Genomic DNA, 19,652 nt, shown 5'->3' with positions numbered 1-19,652 from the left:
TACTAAGCCGGCAAGAATCGCCAGCTAAGTAGAACGACGCGCCTGAGCCCATATCTACCGACCTCTCGGCTTAGACAGTGTGAGTAGACGACAGAGATAATGACTTTACCAGTCGCTATTGATTGGACTAAATGTGCTAAACTTACGCGTTTTCCAGTCATTGTTGCGATAGAACTCAATCTGAGCCGGAGTGCGGCCAGTTTTGCACTATTTTAATGGTGCGAGTCCTTACCGATACTGGAGCGAGACAGGTATTTCATCTTTTAACCCTTAGATGGTTAATTGAAGTTTTATAATGAAGGGTCTGAGTAGCTTGCTCAGGCTCTTTTTGTGCATGTGAATATTTATGGAGATGTGAAGAGTAGTTTTATTCAATCATATAGCGACTTCTTTTGTGGAATGTTGGATAGTTATCAGCTGAATCTGGACTGTTATGCCAGTGTGTTCTAAGCGTCAATGCCAGTAATTGAGAAAAGCCGATTGTAGTTGGAAAAATCTGTCTAAGCCGGAGGAGGCCAGGGATGTAGCCAGCCGTGGAGGTGGTGTTAGCTGGTGGGTTTGAAGCCAGCTTACAGCACGGGCGTTTTTGAAGACGCGTGTTCTTCGCGGCTTCAAAACGAGCGAGAAGCCCGTTCCTCAGGCTGAAGCGTCCCCACAGCAGGCGGAATCCCTGGCAGCCGCAGTGCGACCAGTAACCACAATCCTTGACCGTTGACACCGATTTAACGGTTAAATTATCAGTATCGGGTTATATTTACACAACCTTTACAATACGTCTACATGATGTTTACATTCGTTCGCTATACTAACTTTTGAAAAGGTCGGGCGTGATGCGCGACTATTAGGAGGTTAACGGTATGTCGAAGAAACGCTGGTGGCAAGGTCTAGGCTTGCTGATTGTGGTGGTACTGGGCGTGTATGCCTACCAGACGCGACAGGTCAGTCATGCTGGCGAATCGATCACGGCGGTTGGTTCAACGGCGTTACAGCCCTTAGTGGAAGCTGCTGGGGAACAGTATACCGGAGAACACCTGGGAACGTTTATCAATGTTCAAGGTGGAGGAACCGGAACGGGTCTCAGTCAAATCCAGGAGGGAGCCGTTCAAATCGGTGATTCCGACTTATTTGCTGGCGAACAAAAGGGAATTCGTGCGGCTGACCTAGTTGATCACCGAGTGGCGGTCGTGGGAATTACGCCGATTGTGAACCGTAAAGTCGGGGTAACGAACCTATCGACGGCTCAATTGATTCGGGTATTCACGGGTAAGGTCACCAACTGGAAACAGGTGGGTGGCGCAGACTTACCAGTCGTTTTGATCAACCGGGCGCAAGGAAGCGGGACCCGGGCAACCTTTGAACAGTTTGGGTTGGCCAAGCACCGTTCGAAGACGGCGCAGGAACAGGATTCCTCTGGGATGGTCCGGTCCATCGTTTCCACGACGCCGGGAGCAATTAGCTACGTGGCGTTTTCCTATGTGGATAAAACGGTGCAGGAGCTTTCCTTAGACAACGTGTCGCCAACTGAGGACAACGTGACCACGAACCGTTGGAAAATCTGGTCGTACGAGCATTTATATACGAAGGGCCAGCCCACGGGCTTAACCAAGAAATTCATTGCGTACGTTGAATCACCGGCAGTCCAAAAAACGTTAGTCCGGCAGTTGGGTTACCTATCTCCCAGTCAGATGACGGTCGAGCGGGATGCAACTGGTAAAATTACCTTATTGGGAGGCGCCTAGATGAAGACCAAGACCACGCAGCAACTTGAACAACAATTAACGCGTCATTCTAAGGCTGCTAAATTAGAAATCTGGGGGCGGACCATTAGCTTGACGGCCCTGCTCTTAATCGTGGCCGTTGTTGTGGCTATCATTGGGTTTGTGGCCTCAAAGGGAATTGCCACGTTTACCAGTAATCACGTGAATCTGTGGGACTTCTTGACCGGAAAGAGTTGGAATCCTAACATCACGGATGCCAATGGTAAGCCGGAAGTTGGTGCACTACCGATGATTGTCGGCTCGTTTTTGATTACGATTTTGTCGGCCATCGTGGCTACTCCATTTGCCATTGGGACGGCGGTCTTTATGAATGAAATTTCACCGAACAGGGGAGCGAAGATTCTTCAGCCCGTGACCGAGTTATTGGTCGGGATTCCGTCTGTAGTCTATGGGTTTATTGGTCTGTCCGTCGTGGTCCCAACCACCCGGGCAATCTTTGGCGGTAGTGGGTTTGGGATTCTCTCCGGAACCTGTGTCCTGTTCGTCATGATCTTGCCGACGGTCACGTCGATGAGTGCGGACGCCTTGAAATCCGTGCCTCGTTATTACCGAGAAGCTTCACTAGCCTTGGGGGCGACCCAGTGGCAAACGATTTATAAAGTCGTGCTCCGGGCTGCGACGCCGGGCTTGATGACGGCCGTTGTCTTTGGCATGGCCCGGGCGTTTGGTGAGGCGTTAGCCGTTCAAATGGTGATTGGGAACGCCGCGTTGATGCCGAACAGTCTGGTATCACCATCTTCGACCTTAACGTCCGTACTGACCACGGGTATCGGAAACACCGTGATGGGCTCGTTACAAAATAATGCGCTCTGGTCATTGGCACTGGTCTTACTACTGATGTCACTGGTCTTTAACTTAATTATCCGGTTGATCGGTCGAAAGGGGCGCTTACAGTAATGAACTCCAAAAAACAAAATAAAATTGCGATTGGCGCTCTGTATGGGATCGCCGGACTAGTTGTGCTGATCTTACTGGCCTTACTGGGTTACATTCTAGCGAGTGGTTTGCCACAACTGAGTTGGCACTTCTTAACGGCACCCGCCAAAGCCTTTCTTAAGGGCGGCGGGGTCGGCGTTCAACTCTTCAATTCGTTTTACCTGTTGATTCTGGCTATGGCAATTTCCTTTCCGATTGCGTTGGGAGCGGCTATTTACCTGTATGAGTACGCACGGGATAACTGGGTCACCACGACGATTCGTACGGCGATTGAAATTCTCAGTTCGCTCCCGTCCGTGGTGGTGGGACTGTTTGGCTTCCTGTTCTTCGTGGTGAAGCTGCGGTTGGGTTTCTCCATCCTCTCCGGGGCGTTTGCGTTGACCTTCTTCAACCTCCCGTTACTCACGCGGAGCATTGAAGACTCGTTACGAACGATCGACCTTGAGCAGCGTGAAGGGGGTCTAGCATTAGGCCTGTCACGGTGGGAAACAATCACGCGGGTCATCTTACCAGCGACTGTTCCCAGCATCTTGACCGGGGTTATTTTAAGTGCTGGGCGGGTCTTCGGTGAAGCTGCCGCCTTGATCTATACCGCCGGTCAGAGTGCCCCAGCACTGAACTTTGCCGACTGGAATCCGTTTAACATCTCCAGTCCACTGAATCCAATGCGTCCAGCAGAAACGTTGGCCGTTCACATTTGGAAGATCAACTCTGAAGGCATCATGCCGGATGCCAAGGCCATTTCTTCTGGGTCTTCGGCGGTCCTGATTATTGCCATCTTACTGTTCAACTTTGCTGCCCGTTATGTGGGTAAGCGACTATACAAGCGCCTAACGTCGGCGTAAAGGAGGGGTGCTATGTTTATCAATAACGATGTGACGAAGGGAACAGTCATGCAAGAACGGCACGTGGTCCAACCGAACGATCCGGGCCACCCAATTATTCTGTCGACGGAGGATCTACACGTCTTCTATGGTAAGAAAGAAGCGTTGTTCGAAGGCGACTTACAGTTTGGTAGCAATCAGATTACCGCGTTGATTGGCCCCTCTGGTTCGGGTAAGTCCACGTACTTACGGTCGTTGAATCGAATGAATGATCGAATCGCCACCGTGACCGGAAAAATTATGTACCGGGGCGTGGACATTAACCAGCCCGCCATTGACGTCTACGAGATGCGACGGCGGGTGGGGATGGTCTTCCAGCGGCCAAACCCATTTGCAAAATCCATCTACGACAACATCGCGTTTGCCTTGCGATTGCGGGGGACTACGGACAAACACGAGTTGGATGAAATTGTGGAGACGTCGCTCAAACAGGCAGCCCTCTGGGATCAAGTCAAAGACGACCTGAACAAGAGCGCGTTAGCCCTGTCTGGGGGACAGGCACAACGGTTATGTATTGCCAGGGCGATCGCCGTGAAACCCGACATTTTATTGTTGGATGAACCGGCGAGTGCTCTGGACCCCGTGTCGACCGGTCAGTTAGAGGATACTTTGTTGGATCTTAAGCAGCATTACACGATTATCATTGTGACTCACAACATGCAACAGGCCGCGCGGATCAGTGAATATACGGCATTTTTCAATCAGGGACGGGTGTTGGAGTATGACACCACGAGCCAAATATTTACGAATCCGCAGGTTCAGGTCACCAGTGATTACGTTTCGGGGAACTTCGGCTAAGAGGAGGAAGAAAACAAATGAGTGAGGAAATTTTAACGACCCAGGATCTCCATCTGTACTATGGGGAAAAAGAAGCTTTGAAGGGCATCAACTTGAATTTTGACGCCAAGGGGATCACGGCATTGATCGGACCATCCGGGTGTGGAAAGTCCACGTATTTACGGACGCTAAACCGGATGAACGATTTAATTCCTAACGTGACGATTACGGGGACCATCAAGTTTAAAGGGGAGAACTTGTACGCCCCTAACGCAGATACCGTGGAAATTCGTAAGGAAATCGGGATGGTTTTCCAACAGCCCAACCCGTTTCCATTCTCAATCTACGACAATGTGATCTATGGATTACGAATTGCCGGTGAAAAAGACAAGGAAAAGTTGGATGCGGTGGTTGAAAAGTCGTTGCGGCAAGCCGCTGTGTGGGATGAAGTCAAAGACCATCTGCACGAAAGCGCCCTGGCTCTGTCCGGGGGGCAACAACAGCGGGTCTGCATCGCGCGGGTCCTCGCCGTTTCACCAGAGATTATCCTGTTAGATGAACCAACGAGTGCGTTGGATCCGGTGTCCAGTAGCCAAATTGAAGCAACCCTCTTGAATTTACGGCACGATTATACGATTATTATTGTGACCCATAACCTCCAGCAAGCATCGCGGATTGCGGATCGGACCGCCTTCTTTATGAATGGCGAGCTGGTGGAAGTGGACCAAACCAAGAATATTTTCATGAATCCAGCGAAGAAACAGACGGAAGACTACATCAGTGGTCGATTTGGGTAAGGAGGCAGGCTATGAGAAGATTATTTGATGACGAATTAGCAGAGTTAGATGCAGATTTCACTGAAATGGGGATGTTGGTCAGCGAGGTTATTCAACAGGCCGCAGATTCCTTTACGAACCGTGACGCGGTGGCCGCACAGCGAATTATTGACCAGGACCACCAAATCAACGAACGCGAAATTGCATTAGAGAAAAAGACGTTTGAAATGATTGCGTTGTACCAACCGGTGACGACTGATCTACGAGAAATCGTCACGATTTTAAAGGCCGTCTCAGAACTAGAACGGGCCGGGGACCACGCCAGAAACATTGCGCACGCGACCATCAAGTTCGGCAGTAAGCAAAAGATTCCGGTCTTGGAGCAACTGTTGGGCCAAATGGGGCAGTTAACGACGCAGATGGTGAAGGATGTCCTGACCGCTTACGTGAATAAGGATGAAGAGGAAGCCCGGGAGTTAGCAGCGGTCGATCGGAAGCTAGATCAGATGAACCATCAGGTGCGAGCGGATAGTTATGAGCAGATGCGCTTGGATCCAGCCTTTGAAACGGGCGCCTCTATCTACCTCAACGTTGCTCAGGATCTCAGCCGGATCGGCGATTACGTCACGAACGTCTGTGAATGGATCGTTTACCTGAAGTCGGGCCAAATCATCGAATTGAACTCGGCTAGTCAAGATGGCGAAGGCTAAACGTTAATCTAAATTGAAGATTTGCCGAGACGGCCACTGGAGACTTGCTTTCAGTGGCCGTCTTCGCTATTCTTGCCATAAGCCAGTCAATCATGGGGGCGTCAGGGGACTCGTGACATTACATGACAAGGTTAACTAATTTCGTATATAATAACTGATACAGGGGTGGCAACTTTCCCTAATGGGTGGCGATAGTGGCGTTGTTCCTCGCCTTGCCGGCCGCCAGATATGGGCTGGAACGGTGCGAACGCAACTTGAAGCCTCGAAAATCACGAGTCTCCAAGGTTGGTTTTCTGCTAAGCCGGCGGGAAATCACCGCCAACTAAGCAGAACGACGCGCCTGAGCCCATATCTAGCGACCTCTCGGCTTACATGGGTGTTTTGTATGGAGTAGCGAGTACATCTGTTGCGTTGCTACGTGCTGAGCTGAAAGCGTAGTAAGGTCAGGCATGACAACATTTTTAACAGTTGTGATGGCAATGATCAGTCAGAGCCGGAGGAGGCCAGGGATGTAGCCAGCCGTGAAAGTGGTGTTAGCTGGTGATTTTCCAGCTTACAGCACGGGCGACTTTTGAGACGTGTGTTCTGCACGGCTCAAAAGCGAGCGAGAAGACTGGTGATTTTCCAGTCTGAAGCGTCCCCACAGCAGGCGGAATCCCTGGCAGCCGCAGTGTGGCCAAGTTTCATCAATCTATATTTAATAACTGTCTTAAAAAAGGAGTGTCCGCTGATGGCAGGTAACAAAAAACGTTTCGTCCGTTCACGCACTAACCGTTTAGTCGGTGGGGTGTTGGGCGGTATTGCTGAATATTTTGGTTGGAATGCGAATCTTTTACGAATCATCTACGTCTTGGTTTCCTTAGCATTACCAACGCATGGTGTACTGGGACTCTTGCTCTACGTGATTGTGATGTCCTTTATGCCGTTGGATGACTCGCGACCAGCTGGGCCGAATATCGGCGACCTTTTCCGTAACGGGGGGTCATCTGAATCCCAGGATACCGGCCGTAAGGTGATTCATGACGTCACGGAACAAGACGTGAAGGATCAGCACAAGGATGGTGAGTAGCATGCGCTTTTGGAGCCGAATTTTAGTAAACGCAGTGATCTTTCTGGCGTTGGCTGGGTTCTTCCAGAGCTCATTGGCCGGGTCATTCCAGCACTCATTTTATGTGTCGAGTATTGGCATCGCCCTGCTGGCCAGTTTTGTACTGGCGTTATTAAACGCGGTGGTCAAGCCGATTCTATTCGTGCTTTCACTACCAATCACCATTCTGACCCTGGGTTTGTTCAGCGTGGTGATCAACGCCATCATGCTGGAATTAACGTCCTGGTTTGTGGGGAGTAGCTTCACATTCACCTCATTTGGGACCACACTGATCATTGCCATTGTCATGTCAATTTTTAATGCGATTATCAGTGATCACTATGCGCACGATTAACTAGCGAACTCAAAGGAATTTGGTAGGAGTTCCCCCGTTAAAGTGCTAAAATTAAGGGTAGTTTTACGATGCAGTAAGGAGGAGCGCCCAATGCCAGAAAGCGTCACAGTGGCCGAACTTGTCAAAGCTAACCGGTTAGATGTCTACTCCGGCGAAGATGACTTGGAACGCAAGATTACCACTAGCGATATTTCACGGCCTGGTTTGGAATTAACCGGGTATTTTAACTACTATCCAGCAAAACGGATTCAACTTTTAGGAATCACGGAAACGTCTTTCGCTAAAGGCATGTCCCATGAACAATTGCTCGACGTTATGCGCAAAATGTGTCAGCCAGAAACGCCGGCTTTTGTGGTGTCTACACAACTTGATCCACCAGAAGAACTGAAGCAGTCCGCACAGGAGGCTGGTATTCCGATTCTAGGAACGAAGCTGACCACGTCACGGGTGCTCAGTAATATGACCAATTTCCTCGAAGGTAAGTTAGCCGAACGCCAGTCTGTTCACGGCGTCTTGGTCGATATCTACGGGGTCGGGGTCATGATTACTGGGGATTCCGGCGTGGGTAAAAGTGAAACCGCTCTAGAACTGGTTAAACGGGGCCATCGGTTGATTGCTGATGACCGCGTGGAAGTCTATCAACAGGACGAGCAAACTTTGGTTGGGGCGGCCCCAGCTATCCTGAGCCACTTGCTAGAAATCCGTGGAATCGGTATTATTGATGTTATGAACTTGTTTGGGGCTGGTGCGGTCCGTAGCGAAACGGACATCGATCTCATTGTTCACCTTGAACTCTGGCACGATGATAACCACTTCGATCGTCTCGGCAACAACACCGAGTCCCAACGGTTCTTTGACGTGGTGGTACCGAAGATTACGATTCCGGTAAAAACGGGTCGTAACTTAGCCATTATCATTGAAGCGGCCGCGATGAACTTCCGAGCTCGTTCCATGGGATACGATGCGACGAAGGTCTTTGATGATAACTTGAATCGTCTAATCAAGCAAAACTCGAAAAAAGAATAGGAGATGGGCGTTATTTTTTCACCAATTATTGCGGCGTTGAATCCCATCGCCTTTCGTTTAGGGCCCATCGCGGTTCACTGGTATGGCATTATTATTGCCTCCGGCGTAGTTTTAGCGGTCACTTTGGCCGTACGTGAGGGTCGTCGACGAGGAATCGATCCCGACGACATCTATGACATGATTTTATGGGCCTTGCCAGCGGCTTTGATTGCGGCACGGCTCTATTATGTGGTCTTTCAATGGTCGTATTATCAGCACCACCCAGGCGAAATTATCGCCATCTGGGATGGGGGGATCGCGATATATGGCTCGTTGATCGGTGCCGGCCTGGTCGTCTTCTTCTTTTGTCGGTCACGGTTTATTCCGGTTTGGTTGATGCTTGACGTGGCGGCCCCCACGGTTATTCTGGGGCAAGCCATTGGTCGTTGGGGAAACTTTATGAATCAGGAGGCCTTTGGTCGGGTCACGAGTCTGGCCTTTCTTCAAGGGCTACACCTCCCACAATTTATCCTCAATCAGATGTTTATTGATGGCGCCTACCGTCAACCAACGTTCCTGTATGAATCGACTTGGGATCTGTTAGGCTTCATCGTATTGATGAGTCTGCGACACTACCCGGGCCTCTTTAAACAGGGCGAGGTCTTCTTGAGTTATGTGCTCTGGTATTCACTGGGGCGTTTCTTCATCGAAGGTATGCGGACGGATAGTTTGATGTTATTGGGAATCATTCGCGTCTCGCAACTGCTTTCGGTCGTTTTGTTTGTTGGGGCGTTGGTCATCTGGATCTATCGGCGGCGGGCAGCCGTGACGCCACCGGATTATCTGGACGGTACCCCGTTTCGGGAACGAACTAATCTTTCTAAATAAGGAGAATCCATTACTATGTCAGAGAAAATTGCAGTACTCGGTGCCGGTTCATGGGGATCAATCTTAGCGAGCGTCTTGGATGAAAATGGTCACGACGTTCGGCTGTGGTCGTACAATCCTAAGCAAGTTGAGGAACTCAACACGCAGCACACGAATTCGCATTATATTAAGGATTTCACCTTTTCTCCCTCGTTAGTGGCCTACTCCGATTTAGCGAGTGCGTTGGTTGACGTCGATGCTATTTTATTCGTTGTGCCAACTAAGGCAGTTCGTGCCGTTGCCGGTCAAGTCAGTGAAATCTTGCAAAAGACGGGCTTACAACCCCAACTGATTCATGCCAGCAAGGGAATCGAACAGAAGACTTACAAACGAATTTCGCAGATCTTAGCGGAAGAGATTCCCGCAACTAATCGAAAGTCCGTGACTGTTTTGTCCGGGCCAAGTCACGCCGAGGACGTTGCGCGTAAAGATATTACTTTGATCACGGCGGCTAGTGAGAGCCCAGACGCCGCAAAGTACACGCAAAAATTGTTCATGACGCCTTACTTCCGGGTTTACACCAACTCGGACGTTATCGGGGTCGAAATTGGTGCCGCACTGAAGAACATTATTGCTTTAGGTGCCGGTGCTTTACACGGGTTAGGCTACGGCGACAACGCCAAGGCCGCCCTGATGACACGGGGCTTAGCCGAAATTTCTCGGCTAGGGACCTCGTTTGGTGCTGACCCAATGACCTTTATTGGGTTATCTGGAGTTGGGGACGTGATCGTAACGGCCACCAGCTCCAACTCACGTAATTGGCGTGCTGGTGACGAATTAGGTCGTGGGGAGGCCTTAGATGACGTCATCAACCACATGGGAATGGTAATCGAAGGACTGGCCACAACCAAGGCCGCCTACGAGTTATCCCAAGAACGGGGCGTTTCCATGCCAATTACGGAAGCTATTTACCAAGTGATTTACGAGGGTAAGGACATTCGTAAAGCAATCTCCGACCTAATGCAACGCGAGGGTCGGTCTGAATTCTAAAAAGCTCTGGGGATACGGGAAAGGATATTTATATTATGAGAAAAGTCAGAAAAGCAGTCATTCCAGCCGCGGGTCTGGGTACCCGATTTTTACCAGCCACTAAGGCCTTAGCTAAGGAAATGTTACCGATCGTGGACAAGCCAACGATTCAATTTATCGTTGAAGAAGCACGCAAGTCCGGAATCGAAGATATTGTCATTGTTGATGGGAAGTCCAAGCGGTCCATTGAAGACCACTTTGACTCTAACCCTGAACTGGAAGCTAACTTAGCGGCTAAGCACAAGGACGAAATGCTCCGTCAGGTCCAAGAGACGACGGGCATGAACTTGTACTTTATTCGGCAACCTTACCCACGTGGCTTGGGTGACGCCGTTTTGACGGCCAAGGCCTTTATCGGTGACGAACCCTTCGTTGTGATGTTGGGTGATGACATGACCGATAGCAAGGTACCTTTGACCAAGCAGTTGATTGACCGATACAACGAAACGGGTGCGTCAACGTTAGCCGTAATGCGGGTGCCACACAAGGATACCGCCAAGTATGGGGTTATCAATCCTTCTGAAGAAACTGCACCGGGTCTGTACAACGTGACGAACTTCGTGGAAAAGCCACAACCTGATGAGGCACCTAGTGACTTGGCCATCATCGGTCGGTACTTATTTACCCCAGAGATTTTTGAAGCTTTGGAAAACACACCAATTGGGTTGGGCAATGAACTTCAATTGACTGACGCCATTGATAACTTAAACAAAACGCAACGGGTCTTTGCCCACGAATACACGGGCAAGCGGTTCGACGTTGGTAACAAATTTGGCTGGCTCAAGACGAACATTGAATATGGACTGAACCATCCAGAAACGAAGGACCAACTGCGGGCCTACATTAAGGAACTGAGCACCCGTTTGGCTAAGGACGACGAGAAAGCTAAGGCGCCCAAGTCAAAGTAGGTGACAAACTTACTTTTTAATAGTAGAGTAGCACCATGGCTTAAGAGCAGAAGGGAGCGTTAACGTTGAAAAACTATGATGTCATTGTGATTGGTGCGGGTCCTGGCGGTATGACCGGGGCACTGTACGCCTCACGGGCCAACTTATCCGTTTTGATGTTGGATCGTGGAATCTATGGCGGTCAAATGAACAACACAGCAGCAATCGAAAATTATCCGGGGTTCAAGTCCGTCTTAGGACCAGACTTGGCGAAGGATATGTACGATGGCTCGACACAATTTGGCGCCGAATTTGCCTATGGTAACGTAGAATCTATCGAAGATCAGGGCGATCATAAGGTTGTGAAGACCGACGATGGTGACTATTCTGCCAAGGCAGTTATCGTGGCTACGGGTTCCGAATATAAGAAGCTGGGCGTGCCCGGTGAAGATCAATTTGGTGGCCGAGGTGTCTCTTACTGCGCGGTCTGCGATGGTGCGTTCTTTAAGAACCGTGAAGTTGCTGTCATTGGTGGTGGCGACTCTGCGGTTGAAGAAAGTATCTACTTGGCTGGTTTAGCATCCAAGGTAACCGTTTTTGTTCGTCGCGATAAGCTGCGGGCACAAAAAGTTATCCAGGACCGAGCCTTTGCCAACGATAAGATTGAATTTGTTTGGAACACGAGCGTGACCGAAGTGTTGGGTGACGACATGAAGGTGACCGGCGTGGCAACCAAGAACAATCAGTCCGGTGAGACCGGTGAAAAGGCCGTTAGTGGGGTCTTCATTTACGTGGGGAACTTACCAATGACCGAGTCCTTCAAGGGCCTGGGCATCACCAACGATGCAGGTTGGATTCCAACGAACGAATTGATGCACACGTCTGTTCCTGGCATTTTCGCCATTGGTGACGTGCGTGAAAAGACGCTCCGTCAAATTACGACGGCCGTCGGTGACGGCGGAATTGCTGGCCAAGAAGCTTTCAGTTACATTGAAGCTTTGAAGTCACAGGCAGCGCCAACGAAATAAATGTTAAACTTAGCGGAGACAACCATTCAGGGATGTTTCCGCTTTTTTGTTACGCTAAAAGGGACTACAATGTTTGGTATTAAAATGAATTTTGGCTAAAGTCGATTTTCGTTTTAATCGCGAATTCTAACCGGTAAAAATCCTCGGTAGCTGGTATACTTGAGCTAACAGTGAGATGGTGACTAGAATTAGGCAACATAGTGGGGATTCCGCTTTACCGGCCGGCAGATATGGGCTGAAGGCGTTCCCCATAGCAGGTGGAATTCCTGGCAGCCGTAGTGCGACCCAGTCCAATCGAGTATACTGGTGGTAACTAGCCGAGAGCTTTTAACCGGAAGTGAATTCAAAAAAATCAAGGGAGTTGGCAGAAGTATGGGGATGAATCAGTTTTTACAAAGTTTGAGTGACTTGGAAACGATCAATCGGGCACCTGGCTACTTTAAGTTCGAGCAACATTCCGTGGCGGCCCATTCGTTTAAGGTCGCTGAGGTTGCCCAGTTCTTGGGTGACGTGGAGGAACAAGCTGGGCATGCGGTCAACTGGCGCTTGGTCTACGAAAAAGCGTTGAACCATGACTATACGGAGCGATTTATCGGTGACATCAAGACGCCGGTCAAGTACGCAACGCCACAGCTGCGCCATATGTTGGCTGATGTCGAGACATCGCTGACTGCGAACTTCATTGAAAACGAAATTCCTAAGCAGTTTCAAGCGGCGTATACGCGGCGGCTAGGTGAAGGCAAAGACGATACCTTGGAAGGTCAGATTCTTTCCGTGGCTGATAAGGTCGACTTACTCTACGAATCATTTGGTGAAATTCAAAAGGGTAATCCGGAACCCGTTTATACAGAAATCTACCGGGAAAGTTTGAGCACGATTTTAACGTTTAAGCGGCTAGATTGCGTGAAGTATTTCTTGGCCGAAGTGCTCCCAGAAATGTTGGCGGCAGACTTTAGTGATCGCCAAAAATTGGCACAGTTGACGGACGAACTTTTACAACAGCAGGAGGCGCAGGCATGAAGTTAGCCGAGGTGTGGAACCAGAACTTGACGGGAGCAACGGTCCGACCGTTGACTCACGCGGATGACGACCTGATTTATCAATTTCAGGCGGCCCATCCGGATTATTTTGATCATTTTCAAGATCACCCTGTGACCCGACAAGAGGCCATTCAAGACGTGACGGACGTTCCTTTGAACGCGCAAGCAGACCAGAAGGCCTACCTGGGAGTCTTTGAAGGCGACGAACTCGTTGTCTTGGTGGACCTGATTATCGACTATCCGTTGCCGAGCTTAGTCTGGTTGGGCATGTGGCTACCGGCCAAGAGCCTGGCCACAGCGCAATCAGCAGCTTACTACTGGAGCCTGGTCAAGACGTTACGGACCGCGGACGCTGTTCAATTACAGCTCAGCGTCTTCATGGGTGACCGTAAGATGAAAGAGTTCTGGGACGACCTGGGGTTAACTGCCGTCCAGACGACCACGGTTGTTCGGGGTGAACGGGTCGCCAACGTGACCATTTACCAAGACAAATTTGATCGGTAGGACGCCAAACTAGCGAAAGTATGTTCGGTATGGTAGAATAATTTTACGTGATGGGAAACGATCCGTTTCCCATCTTTTCTGCTGAAATTAAAAGTTAAATTACCGTACAAAGGTTGGGAATTTGGCAACTGGGTAGTTCTTTCGCCTGATTGGCTAAAGGTTGAAAGATGAGATACCTGTCTCGCCCCAGTATTGGCAAGGATTCGCACCGTTAAGATAGTGTAAAATTGCCGCACTCCGGCTGACAGGGATTCCGCCTGCTGTGGGGACACTTCAGACTGGAAAATCACCAGTCTTCTCGCTCGCTTTGAAGCCACGAAGACCGCGTGTCTCCAAAGTCGCCCGTGCTGTAAGCTGGCTAAAAAATCACCAGCTAACACCACCTCCACGGCTGGCTGCATCCCTGTCCTCCTCCAGCTCTGACTGTGCTTTACAACGACAGCAGGCGGAAGACATGGCGGCTTAGCGCTTTCGGTCCAATCTATAGCGATTATTACAGTCAGTATCCTCGTTGCCTAAGAACACTATGTAAGCCGGGAGGTCGGCAGATATGGGCTCAGGCGCGTCGTTCTACTTAGCTGGCGATTCTTGCCGGCTTAGTAGAAAACCAAGCTTGGAGACTCGGTTCTTTCGAGGCTTCAAGTTGTGTTCGCCCCGATCCAGCCCATATCTGCCGGCCGGTAAGGCGAAGGGCCCACCAGGTTGCCTAGTTTTAGTCTCACTGTTGTTGCTAGAGCAGGCATGACTGGCATTTTGGAACTTTCAACCTTTAGCTGATTGGCTAGTAGAGATGGGCTGGAGCAGTGTGGCCGTTCCTGAGCCCATTTCTGACGTCCATAGTGCGAATCAGGTACACAAGTATCTAACGACGTAAATGTACGGTAAAATAAATAGTAGTTTAAACGAGTAAGGAGGTTATTCACTGATGATTGATCGACAAACGGACCGTAAATTTGACCTAGTGTCGAATTACCAGCCGACCGGGGACCAACCGAACGCCATTGCGCAGTTGACCAAGGGTCTGAACGATGGTGAGAAGGCGCAGATTCTATTAGGGGCAACCGGGACTGGAAAGACGTTTACCATTTCTAATGTCATTAAGAACGTCAATAAGCCTACGCTGGTGCTCTCTCACAACAAGACCTTGGCGGGTCAACTCTACGGGGAGTTCAAACAATTCTTCCCGAACAATGCGGTGGAATATTTTGTGAGTTACTACGATTATTACCAACCGGAAGCCTATGTGCCGTCGAGTGATACTTATATTGAAAAGGACTCATCAATCAACGACGAGATCGATAAGTTACGACATTCGGCGACGAGTTCGTTGTTGGAAAGAAACGATGTCATTGTGGTGGCCTCCGTTTCCTCCATCTTTGGGTTAGGGGACCCAACTGAATATAAAAATCACGTGGTCTCCCTGCGTGTTGGCCAAGAAATCGAACGTGACGCGCTGTTACGTAAGTTGGTCAACATTCAATTTGAACGAAACGACTACGACTTCCAGCGGGGCCGGTTCCGGGTTCACGGCGACGTGGTCGAAATCTTCCCGGCTTCACGGGATGACCGGGCGTTACGAGTCGAATTCTTCGGTGATGAGATCGACCGAATTCGTGAAGTGGACTCCTTGACCGGTGAAATTGTTGGCGACCGTGAACACGTGGCCATCTTCCCGGCGACCCACTTTATGACCAACGATGACGTGATGGCGAAGGCCACGGCCGGCATCGAGGGTGAACTGAAAGACCGGGTCGCTGAATTAGAGGGTCAGGGCAAGTTGCTGGAGGCCCAACGGCTCAAGCAACGGACCACCTACGATTTGGAAATGATGCGCGAAATGGGCTACACCAGCGGCATCGAAAACTACTCGCGGTGGATGGACGGCCGTAAAGCCGGCGAGCCACCGTACACGTTACTCGATTTCTTCCCCAAGGACTTTTTACTGGTCGTCGATGAATCTCACGTGACCATGCCGCAAGTTCGGGGAATGTACAATGGTGACCGTGCGCGGAAGCAACAGTTAGTCGATTATGGCTTCCGCCTACCAAGTGCGCTGGACAACCGCCCATTAAAGCTCAATGAAGTTGAACAACACATTAATCAAGTCATTTATATGTCCGCGACGCCGGGACCATACGAATCGGAGCAGACGGACCACGTCGTGCAACAGATCATTCGGCCAACCGGATTGCTGGATCCAACCATTGAGGTGCGGCCAATTATGGGGCAAATGGATGACCTAGTTGGCGAAATCAACGCGCGGGTCGACAAGAACGAGCGGACGTTTGTGACGACACTAACCAAGAAGATGGCGGAAGATTTGACGGACTATCTGAAGGATCTTGGGATCAAAGTGGCTTACCTTCACTCAGATATCAAGACTCTGGAACGAACGGAAATCATGCGTGATCTGCGGTTAGGGAAGTACGACGTGTTAGTTGGTATCAACCTGTTGCGGGAAGGTATCGATATTCCTGAAGTTTCTTTGGTGGCCATTTTGGATGCCGATAAGGAAGGTTTCCTACGTAACGAACGATCCTTGATCCAAACGATCGGTCGGGCAGCGCGGAATTCCCACGGGGCAGTAATTATGTATGCTGATTCCGTGACGGAGTCCATGCAGGCCGCGATTGATGAAACGGCGCGGCGGCGTCAAGTGCAGATCGATTACAATAAGAAACATGGCATCACGCCAACTACGATTATTAAGCCAATTCGTGATTTGATCGCCGTTACGAAGAAGAACGACAATAGTGATGAAAAAGATGACTTTGTTGCGAGTGACTTTGAAGATATGACCAAGGAAGATCAAGAGAAATTAATTTCCCGATTGGAAGACGAAATGCGGGCCGCGGCTAAGAAGCTTGACTTCGAACAGGCGGCGTCCTTGCGGGATACAATCATGGACATGAAGACTGAAATCGGGGACTAGGTTAGTTAGGAGAATGCCAATTGGTAAACGATAAAATCGTGATTCACGGGGCGCGGGCCCACAATTTAAAGGATATCGACGTCACAATTCCCAAGAATAAACTGGTCGTCATCAGTGGTCTATCGGGTTCTGGGAAGAGCTCGTTGGCCTTTGACACCTTATATGCTGAAGGACAGCGACGCTACGTGGAAAGCCTGTCGTCGTATGCACGACAATTCTTAGGGCAAATGGATAAGCCAGATGTGGATTCCATTGACGGTCTAAGTCCCGCCATCTCCATTGATCAGAAGACGACCTCGAAGAACCCGCGGTCCACGGTGGGAACCGTTACGGAAATCAACGATTACCTGCGGCTGCTGTGGGCACGGGTCGGGACACCGATCTGCCCGAATGATGGCACCGAGATCACCAGTCAAAGTGTTGAGCAGATGGTCGATCAGGTGTTGACTCTGCCTGAACGGACGAAATTGCAGATTTTGTCGCCCATTGTCCGGGCCAAGAAGGGGCAACACAAGAAGATCTTTGAAAAGATCCAGCGGGAAGGCTTTGTCCGGGTACGGGTCGACGGTGAGATTTTAGATATCGACAGTGTGCCTGAACTGAATAAGAACCAGAGTCATGACATCGCTATCGTCATCGATCGGGTCGTTGTGAAGAAGGGAATTCGTTCCCGGCTCTTCGATTCGTTTGAAGCGGCTTTACGCCTGAGTGGTGGCTATGCCATCGCTGATCTGATCGACGGCAAACCAATGATCTTCTCCGAACACTATGCGTGCCCTGTCTGTGGGTTTACCGTGGGTGAATTGGAACCCCGACTTTTCTCCTTTAACGCGCCATTTGGTGCTTGCCCCGACTGTGATGGGTTAGGGGTCAAGCTGGAAGTCGACATGGATCTAGTCGTGCCCGACCCAACGAAAACATTGCGTGAAGGGGCCTTAGAACCCTGGAACCCAATCAGTTCACAATACTACCCGGCCTTATTGGAACAGGCTTGTGCGGCCTTTGACGTCGACATGGATACGCCATTTAAAGACTTGTCGAAGAACGACCAGGCACTGGTTCTATATGGCTCACAGGGTAAGGAATTCCATTTCCACTATGAAAATGACTTTGGTGGTGTGCGCGACGTTGACGTGGCCTTTGAAGGGGTCATTCCGAACATTGACCGGCGCTACCATGAAACGAACAGTGATTTTACTCGCGATGTGATGCGCAAGTACATGACCGAACTGACTTGTCAGACCTGTCACGGCTTCCGGCTGAATCGGCAAGCGTTGAGTGTGAAAATCAATCACCAACACATTGGTGAGGTCTCCAATCTGCCCGTTGATAAGGAATTGAGTTTCTTTAACGACTTGAGTTTTGGCGAACAGGACCAAGTCATTGCCCAACCGATCTTGAAGGAAATTCGTGATCGGTTGACCTTCTTACGCAACGTGGGGTTGGATTACCTGACACTGAGTCGATCGGCACGGACGTTGTCTGGTGGGGAAGCCCAGCGGATCCGGTTGGCCACGCAAATTGGGTCTAATCTGTCTGGGGTGCTTTACATCCTGGATGAACCTTCAATTGGTCTCCATCAACGGGATAATGATCGGTTGATTGCGTCTTTGAAGCAGATGCGCGATTTGGGAAACACACTGATTGTTGTGGAACATGATGAGGACACCATGCGGGCCGCAGATTATATTGTGGATATTGGCCCGGGGGCCGGTGAAAACGGGGGCCACGTGATGGCCGCTGGGACGCCTAAGCAAGTCATGCGCTCACGAAAATCGTTGACGGGTCAGTACCTGTCCGGCAAGAAATACATTCCAGTGCCGTTGGAACGACGTCAGGGGAATGGTAAGGAGATTCGGGTGACTGGTGCGGCCGAAAATAACTTGAAGGATATTACGGTTGATTTTCCTTTGGGTGAATTTGTCGTGGTCACTGGGGTTTCCGGCTCTGGTAAGTCGACGCTGGTCAACACGATTTTAAAGCGAGCGCTGGCGCAAAAGTTGAATCACAACTCAGAGAAACCCGGGAAATACAAGAGCATTGCCGGTGTCAAAAATATTGAGCGCCTAGTTGATATTGACCAGAGTCCAATTGGACGGACGCCGCGGAGTAATCCAGCAACGTATACCGGAGTCTTTGATGACGTCCGGACGCTGTTTGCCCAAACCAACGATGCCAAGCTGCGGGGCTATCAGAAGGGCCGCTTTAGTTTCAACACCAAGGGTGGTCGTTGTGAGGCCTGCCACGGGGATGGGATCTTAAAGATCGAAATGAACTTTTTACCCGATGTTTACGTGCCGTGTGAGGTTTGTCATGGGACCCGTTACAATTCCGAAACGCTGGAAGTTGAGTACAAGGGCAAGAACATCGCTGACGTGTTGGACATGACCGTCAGTGAAGCTTTGAAATTCTTTGACGCTATTCCGAAGATCACGCGGAAACTTCAAACGATTCAAGATGTTGGTCTGGGATACGTGAAATTAGGTCAACCCGCGACAACGTTGTCTGGTGGGGAAGCCCAACGGATGAAATTAGCTTCCGAACTGCACAAGCAGCAGAACGGTAAGAATTTCTATATTCTTGATGAACCAACCACGGGATTGCACGCAGATGACATCAAACGGTTATTGGTCGTTTTGCACCGACTGGTTGATAAAGGGAACACGGTCCTGGTCATCGAACATAACTTGGATGTGGTCAAGACGGCGGATCATTTGATCGACTTGGGCCCTGAAGGTGGGGAAGCTGGCGGTAACGTCGTGGCGACCGGAACACCGGAAGAACTGGCTGAAGTGAAGGATAGTTACACCGGGAAGTACTTAAAGCCCGTCCTGGAACGGGACCGTGCGCGCACGGAAGCGGACCAGAAGAAGTAACTGACGATTAGTCATGAAAACGTCATAATTGGGACAGCAGACTGCTAATGTGCGGTTTGGTGTCCTTTTTGTGTGCGCCCGGCATGGGCGCTAACTAGGCGGTGAAAGTCCGCTGTGGACC

The 19,652-nt window shown here is 50.2% G+C and carries 17 protein-coding genes; all 17 read left to right on the top strand.

The window, feature by feature from the left end:
* Window positions 1-857: 857 nt before the first annotated feature.
* The 17 genes from FC99_RS09925 to uvrA all read left to right on the top strand — a co-directional run bounded on the left by FC99_RS09925 (window position 858) and on the right by uvrA (window position 19,531).
* Window positions 858-1,739 carry a phosphate ABC transporter substrate-binding protein gene (locus tag FC99_RS09925; RefSeq protein WP_048732395.1) on the top strand — a complete coding sequence of 294 codons (882 nt, stop codon included), beginning with the start codon at window positions 858-860 and terminating at the stop codon, window positions 1,737-1,739.
* Complete coding sequence (gene pstC / locus FC99_RS09920) at window positions 1,740-2,675, top strand: phosphate ABC transporter permease subunit PstC (protein ID WP_048732393.1); 936 nt, start codon at window positions 1,740-1,742, stop codon at window positions 2,673-2,675.
* On the top strand, window positions 2,675-3,559 hold the full coding sequence (pstA, locus tag FC99_RS09915) for a phosphate ABC transporter permease PstA (RefSeq protein WP_048732391.1): 885 nt from the start codon (window positions 2,675-2,677) through the stop codon (window positions 3,557-3,559). The genes pstC and pstA overlap by 1 nt, the downstream gene beginning before the upstream one ends.
* Before the next feature lie 48 nt (window positions 3,560-3,607).
* Window positions 3,608-4,396: a phosphate ABC transporter ATP-binding protein PstB gene (pstB, locus tag FC99_RS09910; RefSeq protein ID WP_235805907.1), complete on the top strand. Its 789-nt coding sequence runs from the start codon at window positions 3,608-3,610 to the stop codon at window positions 4,394-4,396.
* 17 nt (window positions 4,397-4,413) lie between these two features.
* Window positions 4,414-5,172 carry a phosphate ABC transporter ATP-binding protein PstB gene (gene pstB / locus FC99_RS09905; RefSeq protein ID WP_048732388.1) on the top strand — a complete coding sequence of 253 codons (759 nt, stop codon included), beginning with the start codon at window positions 4,414-4,416 and terminating at the stop codon, window positions 5,170-5,172.
* A gap of 11 nt (window positions 5,173-5,183) precedes the next feature.
* Complete coding sequence (gene phoU, locus FC99_RS09900; RefSeq protein ID WP_048732386.1) at window positions 5,184-5,861, top strand: phosphate signaling complex protein PhoU; 678 nt, start codon at window positions 5,184-5,186, stop codon at window positions 5,859-5,861.
* Between the two features lie 730 nt (window positions 5,862-6,591).
* Window positions 6,592-6,930: a PspC domain-containing protein gene (locus FC99_RS09895; protein ID WP_048732384.1), complete on the top strand. Its 339-nt coding sequence runs from the start codon at window positions 6,592-6,594 to the stop codon at window positions 6,928-6,930.
* A 1-nt stretch (window position 6,931) separates the two neighbouring features.
* On the top strand, window positions 6,932-7,303 hold the full coding sequence (locus FC99_RS09890; RefSeq protein WP_048732382.1) for a phage holin family protein: 372 nt from the start codon (window positions 6,932-6,934) through the stop codon (window positions 7,301-7,303).
* Window positions 7,304-7,393: 90 nt separating this feature from the next.
* Window positions 7,394-8,329: an HPr(Ser) kinase/phosphatase gene (hprK, locus tag FC99_RS09885; RefSeq protein ID WP_048732381.1), complete on the top strand. Its 936-nt coding sequence runs from the start codon at window positions 7,394-7,396 to the stop codon at window positions 8,327-8,329.
* 3 nt (window positions 8,330-8,332) lie between these two features.
* Window positions 8,333-9,196, top strand: coding sequence for a prolipoprotein diacylglyceryl transferase (gene lgt, locus FC99_RS09880; RefSeq protein ID WP_048732379.1), 864 nt, complete (start codon window positions 8,333-8,335; stop codon window positions 9,194-9,196).
* 15 nt (window positions 9,197-9,211) lie between these two features.
* Window positions 9,212-10,225 (top strand): NAD(P)H-dependent glycerol-3-phosphate dehydrogenase, encoded by a 1,014-nt coding sequence (locus tag FC99_RS09875; protein WP_048732376.1) that lies wholly within the window; start codon window positions 9,212-9,214, stop codon window positions 10,223-10,225.
* 35 nt (window positions 10,226-10,260) lie between these two features.
* Entirely contained in the window at window positions 10,261-11,172 is a 912-nt protein-coding gene (gene galU / locus FC99_RS09870) for a UTP--glucose-1-phosphate uridylyltransferase GalU (RefSeq protein ID WP_048732374.1), read from the top strand.
* A gap of 65 nt (window positions 11,173-11,237) precedes the next feature.
* Window positions 11,238-12,179 carry a thioredoxin-disulfide reductase gene (gene trxB / locus FC99_RS09865; RefSeq protein WP_082153172.1) on the top strand — a complete coding sequence of 314 codons (942 nt, stop codon included), beginning with the start codon at window positions 11,238-11,240 and terminating at the stop codon, window positions 12,177-12,179.
* A 372-nt stretch (window positions 12,180-12,551) separates the two neighbouring features.
* Complete coding sequence (locus tag FC99_RS09860) at window positions 12,552-13,199, top strand: YfbR-like 5'-deoxynucleotidase (RefSeq protein WP_048732372.1); 648 nt, start codon at window positions 12,552-12,554, stop codon at window positions 13,197-13,199.
* Entirely contained in the window at window positions 13,196-13,723 is a 528-nt protein-coding gene (locus tag FC99_RS09855; RefSeq protein WP_048732370.1) for a hypothetical protein, read from the top strand. The genes FC99_RS09860 and FC99_RS09855 overlap by 4 nt, the downstream gene beginning before the upstream one ends.
* 925 nt (window positions 13,724-14,648) lie before the next feature.
* Window positions 14,649-16,655, top strand: a complete 2,007-nt coding sequence (gene uvrB, locus FC99_RS09845; protein ID WP_048732367.1) for an excinuclease ABC subunit UvrB — start codon at window positions 14,649-14,651, stop codon at window positions 16,653-16,655.
* A gap of 20 nt (window positions 16,656-16,675) precedes the next feature.
* Complete coding sequence (gene uvrA / locus FC99_RS09840; RefSeq protein ID WP_048732365.1) at window positions 16,676-19,531, top strand: excinuclease ABC subunit UvrA; 2,856 nt, start codon at window positions 16,676-16,678, stop codon at window positions 19,529-19,531.
* Window positions 19,532-19,652: the final 121 nt, after the last annotated feature.

The sequence above is a fragment of the Levilactobacillus koreensis JCM 16448 genome (assembly GCF_001435525.1).
GTDB lineage: Bacteria > Bacillota > Bacilli > Lactobacillales > Lactobacillaceae > Levilactobacillus > Levilactobacillus koreensis.
Note: the sequence above shows the minus strand (reverse complement) of the source record. Positions and strands in the feature narration are given on the sequence as shown.

Coding starts and splice junctions, on each gene's coding strand:
- pstB (WP_048732388.1), top strand. CDS start 4,414: ATGAGTGAGGAAATTTTAACGACCCAGGATCTCCATCTGTACTATGGG.
- hprK (WP_048732381.1), top strand. CDS start 7,394: ATGCCAGAAAGCGTCACAGTGGCCGAACTTGTCAAAGCTAACCGGTTA.
- pstA (WP_048732391.1), top strand. CDS start 2,675: ATGAACTCCAAAAAACAAAATAAAATTGCGATTGGCGCTCTGTATGGG.
- lgt (WP_048732379.1), top strand. CDS start 8,333: ATGGGCGTTATTTTTTCACCAATTATTGCGGCGTTGAATCCCATCGCC.
- phoU (WP_048732386.1), top strand. CDS start 5,184: ATGAGAAGATTATTTGATGACGAATTAGCAGAGTTAGATGCAGATTTC.
- FC99_RS09875 (WP_048732376.1), top strand. CDS start 9,212: ATGTCAGAGAAAATTGCAGTACTCGGTGCCGGTTCATGGGGATCAATC.
- uvrB (WP_048732367.1), top strand. CDS start 14,649: ATGATTGATCGACAAACGGACCGTAAATTTGACCTAGTGTCGAATTAC.
- FC99_RS09925 (WP_048732395.1), top strand. CDS start 858: ATGTCGAAGAAACGCTGGTGGCAAGGTCTAGGCTTGCTGATTGTGGTG.
- FC99_RS09860 (WP_048732372.1), top strand. CDS start 12,552: ATGGGGATGAATCAGTTTTTACAAAGTTTGAGTGACTTGGAAACGATC.
- FC99_RS09890 (WP_048732382.1), top strand. CDS start 6,932: ATGCGCTTTTGGAGCCGAATTTTAGTAAACGCAGTGATCTTTCTGGCG.
- pstC (WP_048732393.1), top strand. CDS start 1,740: ATGAAGACCAAGACCACGCAGCAACTTGAACAACAATTAACGCGTCAT.
- galU (WP_048732374.1), top strand. CDS start 10,261: ATGAGAAAAGTCAGAAAAGCAGTCATTCCAGCCGCGGGTCTGGGTACC.
- FC99_RS09895 (WP_048732384.1), top strand. CDS start 6,592: ATGGCAGGTAACAAAAAACGTTTCGTCCGTTCACGCACTAACCGTTTA.
- pstB (WP_235805907.1), top strand. CDS start 3,608: ATGCAAGAACGGCACGTGGTCCAACCGAACGATCCGGGCCACCCAATT.
- FC99_RS09855 (WP_048732370.1), top strand. CDS start 13,196: ATGAAGTTAGCCGAGGTGTGGAACCAGAACTTGACGGGAGCAACGGTC.